Below are 25,098 nucleotides of genomic sequence, written 5' to 3'. Positions count from 1 at the left end.
TTTAGCTATTCATCTGCTACATATAGTGGAAATGATGTAGTGAATAATATATTTGTTAACACCGTCGGAGGATATGCGGTGTATCTCTACTACAGTGGCACCACCAATTATTATAACGCCTTAGATTACAATATCTATTATAGTGTTGGTAGTAGCAACGTGGTTTATGCGGGAGCTTCGTATTCAAATGTAGCCGCCTATCAAAGTGCAAAATCGGGTTATGACCAAAATTCTTTCGAAAAACTTCCTCCTTTTATTAGTAGTACAGACTTACATTTGAGTGATGCTTGTTTTGACAGAGTGCCTGCACTATCGGCCGTTACAACGGATATTGATGGAGCAAGCAGAAACCCATCTGTTACTCACCCAGGATGTGATGAGGTTTATCAAGGAAACAACGATATAGGGGTTGCCGAAATATTAACACCTTCCGGAACCGTTAGCTCAGGAACACAAACTGTAAAGGTTGTAGTTCGTAATTATGGTTTAAACACCGTTAATGGTTATACTGTTAGTTATTTGCCCTCAGGTGGGTCGGTTGTTAATCAAAACATGTCCACTACCTTGTCAAGTTGTGCCAACGATACCGTTACTTTTAGCTCTACTTTTAATCATAGCGTTGGTTGTAAATCCTTGACCGCGTGGTCAAGCAATCCCGGTGGGGCTTCGGACACAAAAATCTCAAACGATAGTGCTTCAACTAGTTTTGGGGTGGCAATGTCCGGCACATATACTATTGGTGGTTCATCGCCAGATTTTGCAAACTTTACGGAAGCAATAGATGGTTTAAATTGTGCGGGCATTTCGGGTGCAGTAACTCTTAAAGTAAGAAGTGGCACATATACTGAAGACGTTTTTATTCCTGCTATTGTAGGCTCCTCTTCAAGCAACACCATTACCTTTGTTAGCGACCCAACAAACAGCACGATGCCAGTTTTGAAAAATGCCTCTGGTGCAACCATAAAGTTGCAAAACACCAACTATGTTGCTTTTGACGGGATAAACGTTATCCAAACCGGAACATCCGCTCCAGCTTTCTATTTTGGTGGCTCAAACGGCAATATTACCATCAAAAACTGCAAAATTGAGGGACCTGTTGTAAGCACATCAACCGCTACTTCCTCTACAATTTACGATGAAACGGGCAGTTCACTATCTACAAACGTGCTTATTAAAGACAATGAAATTTTGTATGGTTCATATGGTATATATATGTATGGGTCATCAACCACTGCGTTGCAAGACAATTGGACCATAACAGGCAACACCATCAAAGACTTCTATTATGCTGGATTGTACGGCTATTATCATAATAACTCGGTTGTAAACAACAACAAATTCATTGGTTCGTCAACCAGCACCTACGGTATTTATTCATCTTACGGTGACGGAAACCTAAAAATTACTGGAAACCAAATAACAATAAAAAACTACGGTTTGTATATCTCTTATTCTGATGCCACCAGCACTTTACCAGGTTTAATTGCAAACAACATTGTAGTTGTTGGAGACAATGCATCCAATTCGGCAAGAGCCCTTTATTTATACGGATGTAGCTATCAAAATGTTTACCATAACACTTTTGTCGATAACTCTTCCTACAATTCTTCATCCTACCCAACAGTGTATATTTATTGTAGCAGTTCTACCTATGTTGGAACTGAATTAAAAAACAACATTATTGTTAACTCCGGACAGGGATATTTAATCTACGTATCAGGCGTATCTTATTTAACCTCAGATTACAACGTGTTTTATGGCAACTCAACTTCAGACATGTTTTATGATGGAATTAGCCTCAATAGCACTTTAGCCGGCTTTGTAAGCTCATCAAGCCTTGATGGGAACTCTGTTTTTCAAATGCCAAATTTTGTATCTGCAACTGATTTTCATTTAGTAGATCCTTGTTTTGTAAAAATGCCCGCACTATCTTCTGTTTCCACCGATATTGATGGAGATTCACGTGGCACAACAACTACTTTCCCCGGTGCTGATGAAACAATAAACGGTAGTTTAGACGCAGGAGTAACTTCTATTTTAAGCCCTAACGGCGTAGTTGCTGCTGGCAATCAGGTGGTAAAAATTGCGGTTCGAAATTATGGATCTTCAACTTTGACAAGTGTTAAAGGAAACTTTTCGGTTGATGGTGGCAGCACTACCACCGAGACATTTACTATTTCTTTGGCAAGTTGCCAATCAGACACGTTGACCTTCTCAGGCACTGCGTCTATATCAGCCGGATGTAGTCAACTTACTGCCTGGACAAGCGACCCAAATGGCTCTGCGGATGTAATTACCATTAACGATTCAAATTCTTCTAGTTTCGGTGTTCCGTTGGCTGGAGGCAATTACACTATTGGTTCAACCGGAACCTACCCCAACTTCACAGCTGCGGTGGATGCCCTTCAGTGTGCAGGAATTTCAGGACCTATTACGTTTACTGTTCAACCAGGCACCTACAATGAAAACATCAATTTGGACGGCACAAAAATTTTGGGTACTTCAGCCGTCAACACCATTCGGTTTGTTGGTTCTGGAATGCCTACCATTACCTATTCGTCCAGTTCATCATCGGATAATTATATCGTATTATTTAAAGACATTAACCATATTACCTTTGATAGTTTCAATATGGTGGCCACAGGCACTTCTCGCGGAAGTATTGTTGTATTTAATGGTACGAATAATAACATTACGGTTCAAAATTCAAAAATTGTTGGCCCTGTTGTATCATCGACTTCCAGCAACTATGCACTAATTTTTGATAACTCAGGTGTATCAAACGTGTCTGATAGCGTAACCATTTCCAACAATGAATTATTAAATGGTAGCTATGGCATTTATTGTTATGGTGGATCATCAAGTTCTTTGCAAAAAAATTGGATGATTAAAGACAACATCATTACCGATTTTTACTATTATGGTATTTACTCTTTCTACACTCAAGATCTTGCTGTATTGAGAAATACCATTTCTACGACCTCATCATACTCAAGTCTCTACGGAATTTATTGTTATTTTAGCGATGGTGCACAACGCATTATTGGAAACAAGGTTACGGGATTAGGTGATGGAATTGGCATGTACTTTAACGCCTGCGATGCAACATCAACCGACAAAGGGTTAATTGCAAACAACTTTGTTCAAATTGGCAGTTCAAGCAATTCTGTAGATGGGGTAGATTTTTACTCATCAAACAATCAAGTTTTATCGAACAACACTATTGTTCTTACCAGCAGTTACGTATCAACAGCTTGGGCAGCTCTATATACATCAATTAATTCAAACTACACCGGCAACGAAATTACCAACAATATTTTTGCAAATGTTGGTGGTGGAACTGCAGCATATTATGGCGACCCAACCCTATTTTCGGCTATAAATAATAATAGCTATTACACTTCTGGAAGTACACTGATTAGTGCTGGCTCGAGCTATAGTACTTTGGCTTCATATCAGTCCAACTATACTACCATAGAGCAAAACTCTATTAGCGTAAATCCTGATTTTAATGCCACAAACGATTATCATATAAATAGTTTGGAACATTTCGAAGCAGGAACTACTGCCTCTGTATCGGATGATATTGAGCAAGTAACTCGCAGAGCTACGCCAACTATTGGAGCTTTTGAACTATTGCCGGACGTTGCTCTTATTTCGGTTGCCTCTGACACAGTTTGTGGAAGCAATCAGAATGCGGCACCAATAACTGTTACATTTAAAAACAATAGCAACCTTATATTATCAAATATTCCATTGTCTATTGTAGTAGATGGAACAACCACCTACACAGAAACCGTTACCGGAACATTTGCTGCCGGTGCAACCTACACTCAAACCCTTTCTACTACAGTAGATTTGAGTGGAACAACCGACAATTCCATTACCGTAACCTACACAGGAGATGATGTAAACTCTGCCAATAGTAGTGCAGGTATAGTTGTGCCATACTGGCCAAATCCGGTTTCATCGTTTGCCAATGCAGACTCATGTTTTGGCAGTGCTATGAGTTTTTCATCAACTGGCACGGTTTCAAGTGGTTCTATTGTTTCTACTTATTGGATGTTTGGAGACGCAACAAGTGGAACAGGTAACAATACAAATCACACATACGCCTCCAGTGGAAGCTACAATGTGAGCATTAGCAGCACAACAAACAATGGATGTAAAGATACCACGGCTCGAAGCATCAATGTATTAACAGCATTGATTGCCGGCTCTATATCTGGAGATCAAACCATTTGTTACAATTCAATGCCAAGCACTTTTGGCAATACAACACCGGCATCTGGTAGTGCGGGCACTTATGGTTATCAATGGCAGTCATCTGCTGATAACGCTGCTTGGAGCGATATTTCAGGTGCAATGGGTGCAACCTATTCTTCCGGAAATTTGACAACCACAACCTATTTTAGAAGAGGTGTTACCACCAATGTTGGTTGTGGCCCAGAATATTCTGCTTCAATAAAAGTTACTGTGCGAGATGAGTTAATGGCCGGAACGATTGGTTCTGACCAAACAATCTGCTACAACACCGTGCCTTCTTCAATTTCTGAATCGGCAGTACCAACGGGTGGCGATGGCTCTTGGACGTTGCAGTGGCAGTTATCATCAAACGGTAGCACTTGGAGCAATATTAGTGGAGCAACCTCAAACTCATACAACCCATCGGCTCTTACCGCAACAAGATATTACAGATTGAGATACACCGGAGGTTCATCATGTGGTGTGGTATATAGTAATACTGTAACCATTAATGTTTACAATGATTTGTATGCAGGTTTGGTTGGAAATCCTCACTCTGTTTGTCCGAATGGAACTCCAAACACACTTAACCAAACAAGTGCAGCTACAGGTGGCAACGGAACATATACCTACCAATGGCAAGAGTCGAACGACAATGCAACTTGGAGTAATATCAGCGGTGCAACTTCTGCTTCGTACAATTCAACTTCTTCGTTGACTAATGCAATGTTTTATAGAAGAAATACTATTTCGGGAGCCGGATGTGGCACAAAACCTACCAACTCAGTTAAAGTTAGTATTGCACCGCTACCGAATGTTTCCTTTGTTGCAACACCTCATTGTTTTAACGATGTAATGCCAATAACCAACAATTCCAGTGTAAGCAGTGGTTCAATCACTGGATACCTTTGGAATTTTGGAGATGGAAACAGCAGCACTGCCGCTGTACCAAGTTATACATACGCATCAAGCGGCGTTAAGAACATTAAACTTATTGCCACCACCAATATTGGTTGTAAAGACTCGGCAACAGGAACTGTAAACGTGTCAAACGCTCCGGTTCCAACTTTTTATGCTATTTACGACTGTAAAGATGATTCTTCCAGATTTAAAAACACCACTTCTGTAAATTGCGGAAAAATCAACGCTTTCCTTTGGGAATTGGGCGATGGAACAACCTCTACACTTGAAGATCCTGTTCACAAATATGCTTCTTCTGGAACCTATACTGTTAAGTTTAAAATTTTCCTACCAGGAGGATTTAAAGATTCTGTAACGAAAACGGTTACCGTTTTGCCTAAAGCTACCTCTGGTTTTACTGCAAATGACGTATGTTTTGGAGATAGTGTGAAATTCGTAAACTCATCAACAAATGCATATTCATATTCTTGGAGTTTTGGCGACAATACAACGAGTACTCAAGAAAATCCGACTCATTTCTATCGGGCAGCTCAAACATACAATGTAACCTTAATTTCTGCCGATGGCAATGGTTGTAATGACACAACCACGAAAAGTGTGACCGTAAAAGTGCGTCCATTTGCCTATTTCTCGGTTGACAATCGATGTGTAAATACTGCCACTCCATTTGTCAATGGTTCGCTGTATGCCCACAACTATGTTTGGAATTTTGGTGATGGAAACACTTCTACGTCTTCCGCAACCAATGTAAGCCACGCCTACGGAGCTTCTGGAAATTATACGGCATCTTTATATGCCTATAATAACAATGGGTGTAAAGATACCTTCACGGCTGCCGTTGAGTCATACTCAAATCCAGTATCCTCGTTCAGCATTTCGGATATGTGCAAAGGCAGCAGTTTTACTGCAACAAACAGTTCTACAAGTGCCATTTCTTATACTTGGAATATGGGTGACGGAACAACATTCAGCTCAGCCGCCCCAACATATAACTATGCAAATGCCGGAACTTATACTGTTTCTCTTGCAGTATATTCGATAAATGGTTGTGGTGATACTTCCACAAATTCTGTGGTAGTTTATGATAATCCGGTGGCTAATTTCCAAACAACAAACAGTTGTTTGGGTTCTACCACTAATTTCACAAACAATACCTCAGGAGGCTCTGGCACATTAAGTTATTCTTGGAATTTTGGCGATGGAAACACAAGTACCCAGGCCAATCCAACACACACTTATACCGCAGCTGGAACTTATACGGTAAGTCTTACCGCTACAGGCACAGGAAGCTGTGCGGGAACCGTAAGTAAAACAGTAACAATTTATGACAACCCAACCGCAGCAATAACTGTTTCTGATGTGTGCATCGGTACTACTTCAAACTTTGTTGGCACAAGCACCGGAGCATCTAATTATCATTGGAATTTTGGTGATGGCAATACTTCAACAAGTCAGTCACCATCTCATACCTATGCCGCTGCCGGTTCGTATAATGTAATGTTTGTTGCACAAAACTCAAACGGATGTGCTGATACGGCCAACGTAATGCACAATGTAAACGCAATGCCAACGGCAGCCTTTACAGCAAACACCGCCTGCTTGGGCAGTGCCACAGTCTTTACCAACAGTAGCTCTGTTGGTTCTGGAACATTGACCTATACCTGGAGTTTTGGTGATGGCTCTTCTTCAAGTGTTTCAAATCCTTCGCATACCTATGCATCCGCCGGAAATTATACTGCTTCATTAACAGCAACAGCCAACGGATGCAGCAGCACGATTTCTAAAAATGTAGTAGTAAACGATAAGCCTACAACAGACTTCTCGGTTTCTAACAACTGTCTTGGTGTGGTAACAACTTTCACAAATCTTTCAGGAGGAGCAAGTTCATACTCTTGGAATTTTGGAAACGGAAGCACTTCTACATCTGTTAATCCTACATATACCTATGCCTCGGCTGGCACTTACACCGTAAGCTTGACCGGCATTGGTGCTGGCGGTTGTAATTCTGTAGTTTCAAAAACAGTAACTATTTATAGCAACCCAACGGCTGATTTCAGCACGGCCAACGTATGTGTTGGAAATACTGCAACTTTCAGCAACAACAGCAGTTCTGGTAGCTACTACTGGGATTTTAATGATGGTGCGGCAAGCACTGCAACCAATCCATCTCACGCATATACAAATGCAGGTACGTATAATGTAACTCTTACCGTTACTAACTCCAACGGTTGTATTGCTTCTACTGGCAAATCCATTGTTGTATATGATGCACCTATTGCCATGTTTGCAGGAATAAGTGGTTGCTCAGGTTCAAATCTTACCTTTAGCAACACCTCAAGCGGGGCTACTACCTACACTTGGAATTTTGGTGATGGCGGCACAAGCACCTCAGCAAACCCAAGTCACACGTATAGTGCAGCCGGAAACTATGTTGTTAGCCTAACCGCTAAAAATGCAAACGGATGTAGCAATACATATCAACAAACGGTAATTATCAGCGGAACACCAACGGCAAACTTTACAGCAAATAATGCATGTTTGGGCTCGGCAGTAACGTTTACCAACACTTCAGTTGGTGGTTCAAGCAATTGGAATTTTGGTGATGGTACATCAAGTGGTCAATTTAGTCCAATGCACTCATACGCCGCAGTTGGAAATTATACAGTTAATTTAACCGTAACTTCTGCTCAAGGCTGCACATCTTCCACCTCAAAAATGGTTAGTGTTAATCCAAATCCAGTTGCATCGTTTACGGCAACTGCACTTTGCACAGGGCCTACGGCCACATTTACAGACAATAGTACGATTAGCAGTGGTAGCATTGCCTCATCAAACTTTGAATATGGAGACGGAAACAGTGGCACATCAAATACACATACCTATGCAACTGCCGGCACATACGGACAAGTAAGACTTACCGTAACGTCAGACAAAGGCTGCGTTTCTTCTACTTTGAGAAGTGTAACGGTGGCTGATGCACCAAGTGTTTCTATTTCGGCAAATGATGTATGCTTGGGTAATTCTATCACGTTTGGAACAACCACAAACTCTGGTGTTAAATCATGGAGTTTTGGCGATGGAAACACCAGCGGAGCATTGACCCCAACGCATATCTACAGCTCTGCCGGAACCTACAACGTTTCTGTAACTGTTGAAAATAAAGTAGGTTGTACGGCAATGGCAGCAACTACTGTTAGAGTATTTGCTTTACCGGTTGCCAATTTCTCAACTACCGGTGGATGTCAAAATACAGATATTTCGTTTACAAATACCTCAAACGGGGCAGCTGTTTCATATTGGAATTTTGGCGATGGTGGAACCAGCACATTGCAAAACCCAACACACAATTATGCAAACAGCGGTTCAAAAGTTGTTTCGCTTAGTATTGCCAGCACTGAAGGTTGTACCAACGAAATCACAAAAACAATAAATGTTCTACAAAGCCCAATGGCTTCATTTATTGTTGGAAACGTGTGTGAAGGAGATGTAACCCAGTTTACCAATAGCTCACGCAATGCCACTTCTGCTTCTTGGAGTTTTGGCGATGGCAACACGGCAACATCTAATAATGCGACTCATGCCTATGCAACACAAGGTACTTACCGAGTGATATTGATTGCATCTAACGGAACATGTTCAGACACCAGCGATAGAAATGTGACAATCAATCCATTGCCAAATAGTGGATTTACATTTAAAACCGCAGGAAGAGATGTAAACTTTACCCCAAATATTGCTGGAGCAACCTACAATTGGAATTTTGGCGATGGAGCAACATCAACGCATCAAAATCCATCACATCATTACAATGTGAACAATCAAAGTTTCAACGTATGTCTCAAAGTGGTTGACAATTTGGGTTGTGCATCTACCTCTTGCAATCAAGTTAAAATTAGCTTGTTAGGAGTTGATAAAATTGAAAATGGAATTCAAATTTACCCAAATCCGAACAACGGAAAATTTGTGGTAAATGTGGGTCAAAAAAATGGCGACATTTCATTTAATATTTACGACACCAAAGGTGCTTTAATTAAATCTTCTGATGATATAAACACTTCTACATTTGAAGTAGAACTGGGCGAAACAGCAGAAGGTTTGTATTTTATCGAAATCCAAAATGGTTCTTTTGTTTACAAAAACACCATTATCGTAACTCGTTAAAATTTAATAACTTAACACTCAAAAGGAGAGTTGAATTCAACTCTCCTTTTTTTTGTCCATTTGGTTTTTGACCCGATTTTGGCGGCCTCGGTTTAATTTACCATCGTCTCCTAAATAAAGGTTGTAAAACTTTATATTCGCACGAATTTTAAAAGAAATGATTAGCGGAATTCAGCAAATGGGAATTGGTATTCCCAACGTTCATGAAGCATGGAAATGGTATAGAATTCATTTGGGCATGGATGTACCCATATTTGAAGAAGCCGCAACTGCCGGACTTATGCTTCCATATACCGGCGGCAAACCGCACGATAGGCACGCCATTTTAGCATTGAATATGCAAGGTGGAGGCGGTTTTGAAATTTGGCAATACACCAGCCGCACACCCGAGCCCGCTGATTTCAGCATTAAATTGGGAGATTTAGGGTTTAACGTTTGCAAAATGAAATCCCAAAACGTTGAGGCATCTTTTGATTTTTTAAAGAATAAAGGTGTTACACTTAGCCAAAAAATAGAAACTGCACCAGACGGAAAAAAACATTTCTTTTTGAAAGACCCTTATGGAAATTGGTTTCAAATTGTTGAATCAGACAATATCTTTAAAAACACCAAATCTACAAATGGCGGAGTTTACGGTTCCATCATTGGAGTGTCAAACATTGATAGAGCATTGAAATTATATTCCGATATTTTGGGATACGATAACATATTGTACGACAAAACAGATTCATTTGATGATTTGTCTGGTATTGGCGGCAAAAACGACCAGTATAGACGAGTGCTTTTAACCCACAGTCAAAGCAGAAAAGGAGGTTTTAGTCGTTTGTTAGGTTCAAGTCAAATTGAGCTTATAGAGAATAAAACCAGCGTCGGAAGGCCTATTTTTGAAAATAGATATTGGGGAGATTTGGGTTTTATACATCTCTGCTTTGATGTGTATGACATGGCAGGATTAAAAACAAAATGTGAAAAAGCTGGTTTTAACTTTACGGTTGACAGTTCCAACTCGTTTGATATGGGCGAGGCTGCGGGTCATTTTTCATACATTGAAGACCCCGATGGAACGCTCATTGAGTTTGTAGAAACCCACAAAATACCCATCATGAAAAAATTAAATTGGTATTTGGATATGCGTAAGCGAAATCCTGAGAAACCGCTGCCTAACTGGATGTTGAGTGCATTAGCTCTCAACCGAAAAAAAGATTAATTGTAGTAGAATTGAGCGTATGATAATTTCAAAAAAAATAAATTTAGGGGTTACGTTATTGATAGCTTCTTTGATTGTTTCGCCATTATTTTTTACGGTAAAAAGTAAAAAGAGTTACTTTGAACCGGAAACACATCCAGGATATGGTGAGCAATTTTATCAAATCAAACAAAATGAGAATGGCGAAATACCGAGAGGATTATGGAAACAATGGGATGCACAAACGCCAAAATTTCACTCTAAAATAGATTTCTTTAAAGAAGTAAAAGAGCTCGGACCATCCAATATTGGTGGGAGAACAAGGGCTTTGATTGTAGATGCGGCTAACGCAAACCATTTCATTGCCGGAGGTGTTTCGGGAGGAATTTGGAACAGCTACGATGCCGGAAAAACTTGGATTCCGGTGGATGATGCGGCCAGCACGCTTTCTGTAACAGGAATTACCCAAAACCCTTTTAACCCCAATGAAATTTACTACTCCACCGGCGAGCGTTCAACCGGAGTTTATATAAACTATGACGGCAACGGCATTTTTAAATCGGAAGACGGGGGTAAATCGTTTTTTCAAATAGAGGGTTCTGACATCACTGCGTTTGACAAAACTTGGGATATTGCCTACTCGCAAACCGACAGCAACACATTCTATGTGGCATCCATAACCGGAGGTCTATTTAGAAGCACAGATAAAGGCAAAACGTTCAAACAAATATTCAATACTGCCTCTGAGGCATGCGATGTTGACCCAATGCCAAATGGCAGAGTGTATATTGCCGGTGGCAAAAAAGGAATCTATTATTTTGACGAGGCGGATGATATTACCGTTCAAAAATTCAATATTCCTGTCTCCAGTTTTAATAGATGCTTGGTGGCTGCTTCAGAAAGCGATTCGAACATTATTTATGCCGCATTTGCAAATACCGCCGGAGATGGTATTATAGGCATATACAAATCAATTGATTATGGTGAAAATTGGGCTGCAACTACAATGCCAGTATCAAGTATTAGCTATGATTTTACATGGTATTGCTTTACTTTAGGAGTGCACCCAACCAATCCTGATTTTGTGATTTGTGCCGCACAAGATCCTGGATACTCGAGCAATGGTGGCCAATCTTGGGGAAGGATGAAAAACGGACACGCCGATTATCATAACGTAACTTTTATTCCTAATTCGAATGATTTCTTGATGTTATGCGATGGAGGCATCTACAAACTAAATACGGCAACGGTTACCTCAAAAGTAATAGACCTAAATTACAGTTATAATGTTACCCAGTTTTATTCTGGATTTTACTCACCGACGGGCGATGAAGTTGTGGCCGGAGCCCAAGATAATTGGACAACCATGAACAACAACGGTGGCTCCAGCTTTAGCCAAATTCTTTCTGGAGATGGGGCTTTTAATGCCATTGACAACACAGGTGAGATATTGTATGCATCTTCGCAAAACGGCAATTTAAGACGTTCGAGCAATGGCACATGGTTCAATATTTATAATAGTTTGGCCGCCACTGTTGGAACTCAAGATTTTTGGTTTATAAATCCCTTCGAAATTAACCCAACAGATGGGATGCAGGTTTATTTTCCAACCAAAAAATATCTGGCTCGGTCTATCAATGGTGGAAATAATTGGCAATTGCTAACCAATCAAATAGCAGGCAGTGTCTTTTCGGTGGGCATGACACCCGAAGACAATCCTACGTTGTATTTTGGTGGATACAGCAGTATTTTATACCGAATCAACAACGCAAAAACGGCAACCACCGGATCTGAGTTCAGAATGTACACACTCTCCCCTGCCAACGCCAAAGGTGGATTTATTGGCAATATTGAAATTGACCCTGATACAAACTCAACAATATACTTGGCCATGAGCAACATTAGCACACTGCCAAGAATATGGAAAGTACGCAATGCCAACACAAGCAATCCAGAATGGGTTGATATTAGTGGAAACCTTCCTCAAAGTTTGCCTGTAAACTGGATTGAAGTTGACCCCGCAAACACCGAAAACATTATGATTGCCACAGACTATGGTTTGTATGTTACCGGAGATGGAGGTAAGTTTTGGTATAAAGAAGAAAGCATACCAAATGTATATATTTCTATGATTAGGCTTCGTGAATCTGACAGAAGACTATACATTTTTACATACGGTAGAGGTGCATGGATAGCTCAATTGAAAGATGAAGTGGTAAAGGTGGATCAAATAGTTAACAAAAACCCCGTGGTTTATCCAAACCCATCAAAGGACGTAATTAGCATATCGAACATCGATGTTCAAAAAGTACAGATATTTAACTTAAAAGGTGTTAAAGTGTCCGAAAATAAAGCTGCAAACAGTATAGATGTGTCTTCTCTAACAGAGGGAATTTATTTTATTCGAATAATGGATAGAAACGGAAAAGAGACTACAACCAAATTCGTAAAGAATTAGGTCAATTATCCTTCATCTTCCTCCGTAAAATCCTCTATTTCTTCAATGCTTTCCAGATATTCCTTTAAGGAAGTTATGGTTGGAACGTGCATCAAATCTGCATGTATTTGATTTGCTATCATAACCGACACCCAATCAAGACGATAAATTATATTGTAAATTGAATAAATTGAGTATTCTGGCACCAACATGGGAAAAACCTTGTTGTTTTCCATTTCCAAATGTCCGGTCAAAAACTCAAAACGACTGCCAATTCTCACATTCTCCTCTGTATAAATCAAGAAAAAGTTAGAGTTTAATCGGTCAATATAGCTTTCAATCACATTATGGTTGCACTCAGGCACCACATGCACAAATGCCTCCAACTTGGCATTCTCCTGAATTTGATTGGCAAATCGAACCCCAACGGCGTGCATTTCACGATCGGTAATTATCACATATTTATTCTGTACGCTCGATGATACAAATGTGCTGATTTTTGCCGCAGAATCAATAAGTCTATCTTGATTTTGATCCAACTTCTCCCCCACTTCTGTTAGCTCTGACGTTAAATCCATACCAAATAGCTCGCCTAAAATTAAAAACATAAAAGTTAAGCCTAAACCGATGGATTGACGAGGCTGAAAACCAGCCATGAGCGGGTATGTCTTAATACCATCTTGCTCGGCCAAGTCAGTTATTCGGCCTCCCGAAGAAAGAACAATAATTTTGCATCCCTTCTCTTTTGCCTCTTTATACAAACTCAAGGTTTCCTCCGTATTGCCAGAATAGGAATTTAAAACAACCAACGATTTGGAGCTAACATAGGCCGGAAGATGATAATCATTAACTGTCTCAATAGGGCGGTTGGCCTTTGTAAAAAACCAATTTTTGGCAATGGCCGCAGCTATTCCAGAACCTCCTAAACCACCTAATAAAATCACATCCAAATCATCGGCCAATAGTCCATGACCGGAATAGTTCTCTATGCTGAATTTTATCTGAGATGAGAAATCTTTAAGCGAATCTTCGTGGGTAATCATTTCTAAAAATATATTTTCGCAGCAAATTTAAGCCTATACAACACTTTTTGACAATTCATTTCAACAAATGTGTTTGCAAAAAAAAAATCAATATAAAGACGAATTGAGTGATTGAAGAAATTATAAATCCGGAAGATAGAAAGCCGTTTGTGATTCAAGAATTTATTGTTGACAAAGGTCAAACACCTTTGAGGGTAGATAAATTTTTGACCGAACGTATTGAAAACATTACCAGAAGCAAGATTCAAAGAGCCATTGACGAAGGAAAAATTTGGATAAATGACAAATACATAAAGTCAAACACAAAGGTTCAACCAGGGGATAAAATTGAAATTCTATCATTTGAAGAGCCTAAAATTTATGAAATTATTCCGGAGGATATACCTATTGATATAGCCTACGAGGACGACCAGATTTTAATTGTAAACAAAAAACCCGGCATGACTGTACACCCTGGTGTTGGCAATTTTTCTGGAACACTGAGCAATGCACTCGCTTTTTATCTAAAAAATGAGATAAAAGTTAAAAACAGGCACCCCTATTTAGTTCATAGAATTGATAAAGACACCAGCGGCCTGTTGGTGGTGGCAAAAAATGACAACGCCACTAGATTTTTAATGGAACAGTTTAGAGCTCATACCATTATTCGAAAATATATTGCCCTTACCTGGGGTAGTTTTGACCAAACAGAAGGCACCATTATTGGAAATATTACCCGAAGCACTCAAAACCGAAAGCGTTTTAGGGTAACAAACGAAGAAGGCGTTGGCAAATATGCCGTTACCCATTATAAAGTTCTTGAAGATTTTACCTACACGAGTCTCATAGAATGTCAGTTGGAAACCGGCAGAACCCATCAAATTAGGGTACACATGAAATATATCGGACACCCGCTATTTGCAGATGAAACCTACGGGGGTGATAAAATTTTGAAAGGGGTGCTTTTTAGTAAATATAAACAATTTGTAGATAATTGCTTCTCCATTATGCCCCGACAGGCTCTTCATGCCAAAACCCTTGGTTTTATTCACCCGGGCACAAGAAAAGAAGTTTTTTTTGATAGCGAATTACCCGACGATTTTAGTTCGGTTTTAGAGAAGTGGCGAAACGCCCATAATGCTTATACTTTCGACAAAGACTAAACAAAAGAGGGGCTACCCGCCCCTCCTTTTCAATATGATATCATTTTTTACTTGCACACGGACGTTCTCGTCAAAGTAGTAGTAGTAGTAGTGTGTAGTGCATTAACAGTAATATAAGTAGCATAATGGCATCTCTGCCAAAACATCCATGTCAAATTATTTTTTGATTGTATCAATACAACGCTTAAATAATGATTCAAATTTAGACATATTTTTCCAAAAATGAGAAAAATGATAAAAATGCCATCTATTTATAATCATTCTATTTAATTAGCCCGATTTCGACCAATCGTTCGTGCAGATATTCTCCGGCAGAAATATCGTCATACCCTTTAGGGTGGTTTAAATCAATACAAGAATCTAGGCAATCTAATCGTGTATCTCCCCTCGGGTGCAAAAAGAAAGGGATGGAATATCTGGGCTCGTGCCACCGCTCTTTTGGAGGATTAACTACCCTGTGGGTTGTAGATTTGAATTTGTTATTTGTCAATCTCTGCAACATATCTCCAACGTTTACCACCAAATGATTTTCGACAGAGGTAACAGAAACCCACCGATTATCTTTTGTTAAAATTTGCAGACCTTCAGCACTAGCTCCCATGAGCAAGGTTATTAAATTTATATCTTCATGCTGGCCTGCTCTCACAGCTCCTTGTGGCGGTTCTTGAGTAATGGGGGCATAATGAATTGGGCGTAAAATGCTATTCCCAAATTCAATTTCATTATCAAAAAAATGTTCATCCAATTTTAAGTAAAGTGCCATTGCCCTCAGCATGTACTTTCCCGTTTTTTCCAGTAGCTTATAGCACTGTTCCCCCACTTTATTGAAGTTTGGCAACTCTGCAACATGGATATTCTCCGGATACCCAAATTCTAACTTCCTATTTTCGGGTACATATTGTCCAAAATGCCAAAATTCTTTCAAATCGCCAACACTGCTGCCCTTGGCATGTTCTTTTCCCCACCCAGTATATCCCCTCTGCCCTGACAATTTGGGGTCGGAATATTTGTTTTTTATTGAGGTATCCAATGCAAAAAATGCCTTTGCCTCATCATAAAGCATCTGCGACAATTCGTCGGGCAAAAAATGATTCTTTATTGCGGCAAAACCGATGTCTTCATAAGCCTTACCCAACGCATCTATAAATCCTTTTCTTTCTGATTCATTTCCATTCACAAATAGGTTTAAATCTAAAGATGGTATGTTTATTATTGATTCTGGGTTATCCATAAACTTGAAAATTAATTGTTTAACATAGAAATAGCTTGCTAAATTAAGTCCCAACCACGATATTCGCACGCTGCTATGCTTATTATTTGATGAATTTCTTCAATACAGAGTCAATTAAAATTACTTTAAAAGCACTGCCAAAATCAATTATCATACTGTTGTTTTTGCAACTTTATGCCACTTCTGTGGTTAGTGCCCAGCAAACAGATAGCCTGCTCAAACTCATCGAATATGGCAACTTTGCCGAGGCCAATAAGATTATTCAATCTTCCGAAAATTCGCCAAAAAAATGTTCGCCCGAGTGGATAATGTTCAACTTGTCGAAGTCTCTGACCAATCTTCATTTTTTGAAATCAGCCGAGGCTAAAGACTTAATGACGGAGGTAGAAAGTTGCCCAAAGGATTTATTGGGTCATAATGATTTGATAACCTTTTATCTTTTTGCTGCACAATTTCATGAGGTTACTGGGAATTGGCTCAAGGCTATTGATTATTACGTAAACCTAAAAGACATATCTAAAAAGAACAACATTATATATGCCACTTGCAATGTGAGGTTGGCAAATTTGCTCCTAATATCCGGAAATTCGGATGCTTCTCGGCAATTCTTAGCCCCAACCACCATAGGTGATATTGACTTAAACAATAGCCCATTTTGGGCAGAATACTCAACCACCCAAGCCAAATATTTTTATCAATTAGAAAATTTAAACGCCAGTTACAAAAGTGTGTTAGATGCCTTAAAGTTTGCCCGACAAATCAATAACAAAAAATTATTAGTAGAAAATTACTCCCAACTTTGCCTTTTAAACCTTTCGCTCAAAAATTTTGCACTTGCCAAAGACTATCTAAAACAGGCCAACGAGGCCAACGAATCTCCTTTTATAACCAATAGGTTAGAAATAATAAAGGCCGAAATTAGCTTAAAAGAAGGGTCTCCGGGCATTGCATTAGAAATTGCAGAATCCGTTAAAAATAAAGCTATTGCCTTAGATGACAAAGTTTTGCAACGACAGTGCCTATACCTAAAATCTCAGATTTATACCAAAATGGGAGATTTTGAAAAATCACTGCAAACCAATAACGAACTTACCGTTATAAATGAAAGCATTGGCTACGGCATTATTTACAACACGTATCTTCATATTGAGAAAAATAAAAATGAAAAACTAAAGCAAATGACCCAAAAACTGAATGAGGCCAATAACAATAACCTTCAAAATGAAAATCGTTTTAACAAATATATTCAGGTTGGTTCAGCCATAGCCATATTGCTCTTATTGGCTATTATTGGGCTTATGTGGGCTCAACTGCAAATAAAAAGAAATGCCAACGTTAAACTTATGGAAAGAAACTCCATTATTAACGACCAAAACGATGAGCTTCGAAAAATGAACACCATTTTGGATGATGCAAAACGCCAGGCAGAGGCTGGCTTGCAGGCCAAATCGAACTTTTTGGCTGTGACGAGCCACGAAATTCGGACACCTATGAATGGTATAATGGGTATGGCTTCGCTTTTGCTTGATTCTAATTTGGACAATGAACAGAAAAACTATGTTCAAACCATTGAGGCAAGCAGCCAAAATCTATTGGTTATTTTGAACGACATTTTAGACTTCTCAAAGATTGAAGCCGGCAAAATGAGTCTTGAAATTAAACTTATTGACCTGAAACATCTGATTGAAGAGGTTAGAACAATATTCGCAAAACAGGCAAAAGAAAAAAACATCAACATCGTTTTTGACATTGAAGACGAAAAGGTAAAATTTTTTAAAGGCGACATTTTGCGTATCCGCCAAATTTTGATAAATCTGGTGAGCAATGCCGTAAAATTTACAAAGGATGGAACCATTAAAATATCGGCCAAACTGGATGAATTGCGACCATCCACCAGTTTATTAGAAGAAAACGCCAAGATTAGATTTTGCGTGGCTGATGATGGAATAGGTATAAGTTCGGAAAAACAACAGACCATTTTTGATGCTTTTGAGCAGGAAGATAATTCCACCTCCAGAAAATATGGTGGCATTGGCCTCGGTTTGAGTATTTGCAAAAAACTGGTAGAGCTTATGGGGGGAGAAATTGGTCTGACATCTGAAAAAGGTGTTGGCACCACTTTTTTCTTTACCATTGAAGCTAAAATTCCGACCGGAAAAAACGAAAAACCAATAAATGGAAATGAATCAGAAGATACGGCTGCAAACGATTTGGTCGAAATTAGCAGTAAATATCCGATGAAAATTTTGGTGGCAGAAGACAATATGTTCAACAAAATGCTGATTGAAAAACTTCTTGCTAAGTTTGGCTATGGCGACTTTTTGCATGCCGAAAATGGTGTTGTGGTGATGGATTTAATGCAAAAAAATCATGTAGATTTGATATTGATGGACATTCAAATGCCCGAGAAAGATGGATTGACTACCACCAAAGAAATTATAGAAAAATACGGCGACAATCGACCTCCAATTGTAGCTCTTACCGCAGATGCCAACGATTCGAGTAGAGATTATTATATGAATGCCGGCATGGACGACTTTTTGGGCAAGCCTTATAAGGCTGAAGACCTCCGTAAATTATTGATGAACTATGGGGCAAAATTAGCCTCTGAAAAGGTTTAACTCAACCAAATAATAGGTCTGAAATAGCTTTGGCTTTTATCTCGCATTCTGCATATTCGGCCTCTGCATTTGAGTCGTAGGTAATGGCTCCACCCACCGAAAATTTTGCAATTTTCTTTTTGTCGTCAATTAAAATACTCCTGATAACAACATTTAAGTCAGAATTGCCGCAAGGGTCGATATACCCAATGCTTCCACTATACCAACCTCTCGATGATTTTTCAAACCTATCGATGTACTTCATCACTATATGTTTGGGTGCTCCGGTCATGCTGCCCATGGGGTAGGTAGCCAAAAGACAATCAACAAAATCGACATCTTTTTTTGCCTTTCCCTCTACCGTACTTATCATCTGAAAAACATTTTTGTAGGGGTAAATGCCAAATAGTTCATTTACTTCCACCGTTCCTGGATAGCATAGTTTGCTTAAATCATTTCGCACCAAATCCACAATCATCACATGTTCTGCCCGTTCCTTAATGGAGTTGGCCAGATGCAATTTATTAGCTTTATCCTCATGCTCATCAATACCTCTTTTTGCCGTGCCTTTTATGGGCTGACTCACAATGGTTTCTCCATTTTTTGTTAGAAATCGTTCGGGGCTGGCACAAACCACATACTTTTGATCGTATTGCAAAAAAGCTGAAAATGGAGTTGGTGAGGTTGAAACCAATTTTCTGTACAACTCAAAAGGTTCGTTGCACCTAAACGAATCAAGCACCGTTTCTACACACAGATTCATTTCATACATATTACCTTCCGCAATTTCAACCTTTATAGAATCAATAGTTTTGCTATATAATTCATAATCCATTGATTTATAGATATTCTCGAAGCTAATTCCCAAATCTTTTGTTTCAGAAATTCCGGAATATTGCTCCCATTTAGGTTCATCGCCAGAAGTTTTTACCGTTTCAATTTGACCATTTTTGTGACAAAGAATCACATTTTTCATGGTAAAAAAAACAGCCATCGGCCATTCCAACACATCCTTATTTTGCGAAATAAGACCCGCAATTTCATTTTTTAAATCATAAGAAATAGCTGTAAAAACCCATTCCTTTTGATTTACAAAATTTCTTATTGTGTTCCAATTTGCCTTTTCGTTAGTTAATAGTTCAAACTTTGACTCGATATCCCAAGCTGCAATCCATTCGTAGCTTTCCACTCCGGCTGCCGAGGGCAGTTTGCATGAATCTAAAAAAATCACTTCTTTCTTCTCACGCAAATATGCCAACAGTTTTTGTTTCATATTATCCTCCATTTTCTTGAAAATAATCGAATACAATTTTACCTTTAGAATTTCCTATTTCGTCTGAAAGCTGGTTCAACGTGAGGGTTTTAATTTTTTTAATCGATTTAAACTTTTTGAGTAATGCCTCTACCGTTTTATCACCAACACCCTCAATATCAAACAATTCCGACTTTATGGCCTTTCTCGAACGTTGATTCCGGTGAAAGGTTATTCCAAACCGGTGTGCTTCATCTCTCAAATGTTGAATAATTTTTAAAGTTTCCGATTTCTTGTCAATATAGAGTGGCAAAGAATCCTCCGGATAATAAATTTCTTCTAATCTTTTCGCTATTCCTACAATGGCAATGCTACCATATAAATCGAGTTCCTTTAGCGATTCGACCGCAGAACTCAGTTGCCCCTTACCTCCATCAATAATAATCAATTGAGGAAGCGATTTTTGTTCTTCTTTCAGCCGTTTATATCTTCTATAAACAACCTCTTTCATACTTTCAAAATCGTTTGGCCCTACTACCGTTTTTACATTAAAATGCCTATACTCTTTTTTCGATGGTTTGCCGTCCTTAAAAACTACACACGCCGATACCGGATTTGTACCTTGTAAATTTGAATTATCAAAACATTCAATATGTCGGGGTTCCTCTTTTAGCCTTAAATCATTTTTCATTTTTTCCATTAATCTATTGGTTTTGTTTTCAGGATTGAGTTTGTCGTATTGCTCAATCTTTTGCTTTTTATAAAACAAAGCATTTTTAATTGATAATTCTAATAGCTTGCGTTTATCACCAACTTTCGGAACCGTAACCTTAAGATTTTCAAATAGCTCAAGCTCCATCGGTACAATTATTTCTTTTGAGTCGCTGGCAAAAAAATCACGAAGTTGAGGGATAGCCATACACAAAACATCCTCCGGTTTTTCTTCGAGCTTCAATTTATACTCTACTGATTTTGTTTGAACAACCACCCCGTTATGCACTTTTAAGTAATTAACAAAAGCCTGCTGACCATCGATAATAACAGAAAAAACATCCACATTAGTTATTCGATGATTAACAACGGTTGATTTGTTTTTAAACATTTCAAGCAATTCGATTTTACGTTTAAATTTTTGTGCATTTTCAAACTCTAAATTTTTGCTGGCCGAAAACATAGCTTCACTCAAATGTTTTTTTACTTCTGAATAATTTCCCTTCAAAATCTGTTTTACACTTTGCACAGATTCCATGTATTGCTCTTCGGTTTCCTTGCCAATACACGGGGCGTTGCAGTTTCCGAGTTGATATTCTAAGCAGGCTTTAAATTTACCAGACTCCACATTTTCTTCAGATAAATTGTAATTACAATTTCTAAGGGCATAGAGAGATTTAATAAAATCTAAAACGGTGTGCATGGATTTGGCCGAAGTATATGGCCCAAAATATTCAGAGCCATCATAGACCGGATTTCGCATTGCAAAAATTCTTGGAAACCGTTCATTAGTGAGCTTAATAAGAGGAAAGGATTTGTCATCCTTCAGCATCATATTGTATCTGGGTTGATGCTGTTTTATAAGGTTATTCTCTAAAAGAAGTGCCTCCATCTCATTGTCAACTACGGTATATTCAATCCTGACAATTTTTGAAACAAGTACTTTGGTTTTACCGTTTTCGTATGATTTTGTAAAATAAGAGCTTACGCGTTTCTTCAGGTTTTTTGCCTTACCAACATAAATAATTTTATCAGATTGATCATAATACTTATACACCCCCGGGTTATTGGGTAAGTTCAAAACCACATTCTTCAAACCATCAATCATTGGCCAAAGATACGATTGTTAAAAAACGTTAAAAACAAAAAAACCCGCACTTTTGATGCGGGTTTATAAAGAGATGGCAACGTCCTACTTTCCCAGGTTTTACCCAAGTATCATCAGCTCTGAGGGGCTTAACTTCTCTGTTCGAAAAGGGAAGAGGTGAACACCCTCGATATAGTCACCAAAAAATCTTTTCGCCCATGGCGAATAATATCTTAAAGTAAATTGACAAAAGTTGAAAGTAAATAAGTCAAATAAAAATATTAAGTCTACGGGTAATTAGTACTGCTCGGCTTTGACATTACTGCCTTTACACCTACAGCCTATCAACGTCATCGTCTTTAACGACCCTTAAAAGAAGATTCATCTTGAGGTCAGTTTCGTGCTTAGATGCTTTCAGCACTTATCTGATCCATACATAGCTACTCTGCGGTGCCCTTGGCAGAACAACAGATGCACCAGAGGTATGTCCAACACGGTCCTCTCGTACTAATGTCAGATCCTCTCAATCTTCTAACGCCCACAACAGATAGGGACCGAACTGTCTCACGACGTTCTGAACCCAGCTCGCGTGCCACTTTAATGGGCGAACAGCCCAACCCTTGGGACCTTCTCCAGCCCCAGGATGTGACGAGCCGACATCGAGGTGCCAAACCTCCCCGTCGATATGAGCTCTTGGGGGAGATCAGCCTGTTATCCCCGGAGTACCTTTTATCCTTTGAGCGATGGCCCTTCCATACAGAACCACCGGATCACTATGTCCGTCTTTCGACCCTGATCGACTTGTCGGTCTCACAGTCAAGCACCCTTATGCCATTACACTCTAAGCACGATTACCAACCGTCCTGAGGGTACCTTTGAAAGCCTCCGTTACGCTTTTGGAGGCGACCACCCCAGTCAAACTACCCACCAAACAGTGTCTTCCCATTCGGGAATTAGAACTCAAATAATTAAAGGGCCGTATTTCAAGGATGGCTCCACAAACACTGGCGTGCCCGCTTCATAGCCTCCGGCCTATCCTACACATTACTTACCCAAATTCAATGCAAAGCTGCAGTAAAGGTTCACGGGGTCTTTCCGTCCCGTTGCGGGTAATCGGCATCTTCACCGATACTACAATTTCACCGAGCTCACGGTTGAGACAGTGCCCAGATCGTTACACCATTCGTGCAGGTCGGAACTTACCCGACAAGGAATTTCGCTACCTTAGGACCGTTATAGTTACGGCCGCCGTTTACCGGGGCTTCAATTCAATGCTTCGCCTTGCGACTAACATCCCCTCTTAACCTTCCGGCACCGGGCAGGTGTCAGGCCTTATACTTCATCTTTCGATTTTGCAAAGCCATGTGTTTTTGCTAAACAGTCGCCTGGGCCATTTCTCTGCGTCCCGCCTTAGGCGGGAACCCCTTCTCCCGAAGTTACAGGGTTAATTTGCCGAGTTCCTTAACCACGATTCACTCGAGGGCCTTAGGATTCTCTCCTTGACTACCTGTGTCGGTTTGCGGTACGGGCTTAATGCTGGAGCTTTTCTTGGAAGATAATTCACTACTTCGCTTTGCCCGAAGGCTAGGCTCAACGTGCTATTCCGTCAGCACGTAGCAGCTAAATATCTCCGTCCCTCTCAGCTGGTACAGGAATATTAACCTGTTGTCCATCGGCTACCCTAAATCGGTTTGCCTTAGGTCCCGACTAACCCTGATCCGATTAGCGTTGATCAGGAAACCTTAGTCTATCGGCCTGCGGGTTTCGCACCCGCATTATCGTTACTTATGCCTACATTTGCTTTTCCAGCTCCTCCAAAATGTCTCACGACACTCCTTCGCTGGTACTGGAATGCTCCCCTACCACTCTTTCGAGTCCATAGCTTCGGTATTATTCTTGATGCCCGATTATTATTCATGCACAATCGCTCGACTAGTGAGCTGTTACGCACTCTTTAAATGAATGGCTGCTTCCAAGCCAACATCCTAGCTGTCAATGCAATTGAACCACATTAGCTCAACTTAGAATAAATTTGGGGACCTTAGCTGATGGTCTGGGTTCTTTCCCTCTCGGACAAGGACCTTAGCACCCATGCCCTCACTGCAAGGAAATATTTTATAGTATTCGGAGTTTATCTGAGTTCGGTAGGCTTTGACACCCCCTTACCCAATTAGTAGCTCTACCTCTATAAAACTATACCTCACGCTGTTCCTAAAAACATTTCGGGGAGTACGAGCTATCTCTCAGTTTGATTAGCCTTTCACCCCTACCCACAGTTCATCCAAATACTTTTCAACGTAAACTGGTTCGGTCCTCCACCCCGTGTTATCGGGGCTTCAACCTGACCATGGGTAGATCACAAAGTTTCGCGTCTACCCCCACTGACTTTCGCCCTATTCAGACTCGCTTTCGCTACGGCTTCGTTGCTTAACAACTTAACCTTGCCAGTGAGGAGTAACTCGTAGGCTCATTATGCAAAAGGCACGCCGTCATTCGCCATAGGCGAACTCCGACCGCTTGTAAGCACACGGTTTCAGGTTCTTTTAACCTCTTTGTTCAAGATACTTTTCACCTTTCCCTCACGGTACTTGTTCACTATCGGTCTCTCAGGAGTATTTAGCCTTACCGGATGGTGCCGGTAGATTCAGACAGAGTTTCACCTGCTCCGCCCTACTCAGGTGTCAGCTACAGATTTCAAAATTTCATTTACAGGACTATCACCTTCTATGGTTCACCTTCCCAAGTGATTCAATTATCCATCCATCTTGTTTATGCTGATCCTACAACCCCACAAATGCCTAAACATTTGAGGTTTGGGCTCTTCCCTTTTCGCTCGCCACTACTAAGGGAATCATTATTATTTTCTCTTCCTCCGCTTACTTAGATGTTTCAGTTCAGCGGGTTTGCCATTATATGTTCCGATAAATCGGAAGGGTTTCCCCATTCGGAAATCCACGAATAAACGGTTATAGACACCTACTCGTGGCTTATCGCAGCCTATCACGTCCTTCTTAGCCTCTGAGAGCCAAGGCATCCACCATGTGCTCTTAGTAACTTAATTAATTACTTATTTACTTTCAAC

At 39.9% G+C, this 25,098-nt stretch carries 9 protein-coding genes, 2 rRNA genes and 10 pseudogenes; 15 read left to right on the top strand and 6 right to left on the bottom strand.

Annotated features, from left to right (window positions below; all coding sequences use genetic code 11):
- Positions 1–552: 552 nt before the first annotated feature.
- The 13 genes and pseudogenes from H6607_03420 to H6607_03360 all read left to right on the top strand — a co-directional run bounded on the left by H6607_03420 (position 553) and on the right by H6607_03360 (position 12,971).
- Positions 553–1,584 (top strand): annotated as a pseudogene (locus tag H6607_03420) (right-handed parallel beta-helix repeat-containing protein).
- A gap of 192 nt (positions 1,585–1,776) precedes the next feature.
- Positions 1,777–4,143 (top strand): annotated as a pseudogene (locus H6607_03415) (PKD domain-containing protein).
- A gap of 1,575 nt (positions 4,144–5,718) precedes the next feature.
- Positions 5,719–5,979 (top strand): annotated as a pseudogene (locus H6607_03410) (PKD domain-containing protein).
- A gap of 135 nt (positions 5,980–6,114) precedes the next feature.
- Positions 6,115–6,438, top strand: a pseudogene (locus H6607_03405) (PKD domain-containing protein).
- A 48-nt stretch (positions 6,439–6,486) separates the two neighbouring features.
- Positions 6,487–6,696: pseudogene (locus H6607_03400) on the top strand (PKD domain-containing protein).
- 120 nt (positions 6,697–6,816) lie between these two features.
- Positions 6,817–7,146, top strand: a pseudogene (locus H6607_03395) (PKD domain-containing protein).
- A pseudogene (locus H6607_03390) lies at positions 7,141–7,395 on the top strand (PKD domain-containing protein). Before H6607_03395 ends, H6607_03390 begins: the two co-directional pseudogenes overlap by 6 nt.
- Positions 7,396–7,446: 51 nt before the next feature.
- A pseudogene (locus tag H6607_03385) lies at positions 7,447–7,641 on the top strand (PKD domain-containing protein).
- Between the two features lie 156 nt (positions 7,642–7,797).
- Positions 7,798–8,334, top strand: a pseudogene (locus H6607_03380) (PKD domain-containing protein).
- Positions 8,335–8,343: 9 nt separating this feature from the next.
- A pseudogene (locus tag H6607_03375) lies at positions 8,344–8,796 on the top strand (PKD domain-containing protein).
- A 180-nt stretch (positions 8,797–8,976) separates the two neighbouring features.
- Positions 8,977–9,327, top strand: coding sequence for a T9SS type A sorting domain-containing protein (locus H6607_03370; GenBank protein MCB9261401.1), 351 nt, complete (start codon positions 8,977–8,979; stop codon positions 9,325–9,327).
- Positions 9,328–9,484: 157 nt separating this feature from the next.
- Positions 9,485–10,534 (top strand): VOC family protein, encoded by a 1,050-nt coding sequence (locus H6607_03365; protein MCB9261400.1) that lies wholly within the window; start codon positions 9,485–9,487, stop codon positions 10,532–10,534.
- 19 nt (positions 10,535–10,553) lie between these two features.
- Positions 10,554–12,971: a T9SS type A sorting domain-containing protein gene (locus H6607_03360; protein ID MCB9261399.1), complete on the top strand. Its 2,418-nt coding sequence runs from the start codon at positions 10,554–10,556 to the stop codon at positions 12,969–12,971.
- Positions 12,972–12,976: 5 nt separating this feature from the next.
- On the opposite strand, the gene H6607_03355 is transcribed toward H6607_03360, so the two are convergent.
- Positions 12,977–13,993 (bottom strand): SIS domain-containing protein, encoded by a 1,017-nt coding sequence (locus H6607_03355; GenBank protein MCB9261398.1) that lies wholly within the window; start codon positions 13,991–13,993, stop codon positions 12,977–12,979.
- Positions 13,994–14,100: 107 nt separating this feature from the next.
- Here H6607_03355 and H6607_03350 point away from each other — a divergent pair, with 107 nt between their 5' ends.
- A complete protein-coding gene (locus H6607_03350; GenBank protein ID MCB9261397.1) occupies positions 14,101–15,135 on the top strand; it encodes an RluA family pseudouridine synthase in 1,035 nt (344 codons plus the stop codon).
- Positions 15,136–15,397: 262 nt separating this feature from the next.
- Here the strand turns inward: H6607_03350 and H6607_03345 are convergent, their stop codons facing one another.
- Positions 15,398–16,348: an isopenicillin N synthase family oxygenase gene (locus tag H6607_03345; protein ID MCB9261396.1), complete on the bottom strand. Its 951-nt coding sequence runs from the start codon at positions 16,346–16,348 to the stop codon at positions 15,398–15,400.
- 107 nt (positions 16,349–16,455) lie between these two features.
- On the opposite strand from H6607_03345, the gene H6607_03340 reads away from it, so the two are divergent.
- Entirely contained in the window at positions 16,456–18,987 is a 2,532-nt protein-coding gene (locus H6607_03340; protein ID MCB9261395.1) for a response regulator, read from the top strand.
- A gap of 1 nt (position 18,988) precedes the next feature.
- Here the strand turns inward: H6607_03340 and H6607_03335 are convergent, their stop codons facing one another.
- From H6607_03335 to H6607_03320, 4 genes are all read right to left on the bottom strand, one after another.
- Entirely contained in the window at positions 18,989–20,239 is a 1,251-nt protein-coding gene (locus H6607_03335) for an anthranilate synthase component I family protein (protein MCB9261394.1), read from the bottom strand.
- Between the two features lies 1 nt (position 20,240).
- Positions 20,241–22,037, bottom strand: a complete 1,797-nt coding sequence (gene uvrC / locus H6607_03330; GenBank protein MCB9261393.1) for an excinuclease ABC subunit UvrC — start codon at positions 22,035–22,037, stop codon at positions 20,241–20,243.
- 71 nt (positions 22,038–22,108) lie between these two features.
- Positions 22,109–22,220: ribosomal RNA gene (gene rrf / locus H6607_03325) — 5S ribosomal RNA — on the bottom strand.
- Between the two features lie 70 nt (positions 22,221–22,290).
- A 23S ribosomal RNA gene (locus H6607_03320) occupies positions 22,291–25,080 on the bottom strand.
- Positions 25,081–25,098 lie beyond the last annotated feature (18 nt).

Source organism: Flavobacteriales bacterium (assembly GCA_020635395.1).
GTDB lineage: Bacteria > Bacteroidota > Bacteroidia > NS11-12g > UBA9320 > UBA987.
Note: the sequence above shows the minus strand (reverse complement) of the source record. Positions and strands in the feature narration are given on the sequence as shown.

Bases quoted from the DNA above. Each gene is read 5' to 3' on its own strand.
- H6607_03365 (MCB9261400.1), top strand. From the start codon at position 9,485: ATGATTAGCGGAATTCAGCAAATGGGAATTGGTATTCCCAACGTTCAT.
- H6607_03360 (MCB9261399.1), top strand. From the start codon at position 10,554: ATGATAATTTCAAAAAAAATAAATTTAGGGGTTACGTTATTGATAGCT.
- H6607_03355 (MCB9261398.1), bottom strand. From the start codon at position 13,993: ATGATTACCCACGAAGATTCGCTTAAAGATTTCTCATCTCAGATAAAA.
- H6607_03340 (MCB9261395.1), top strand. From the start codon at position 16,456: ATGAATTTCTTCAATACAGAGTCAATTAAAATTACTTTAAAAGCACTG.
- H6607_03335 (MCB9261394.1), bottom strand. From the start codon at position 20,239: ATGAAACAAAAACTGTTGGCATATTTGCGTGAGAAGAAAGAAGTGATT.
- uvrC (MCB9261393.1), bottom strand. From the start codon at position 22,037: ATGATTGATGGTTTGAAGAATGTGGTTTTGAACTTACCCAATAACCCG.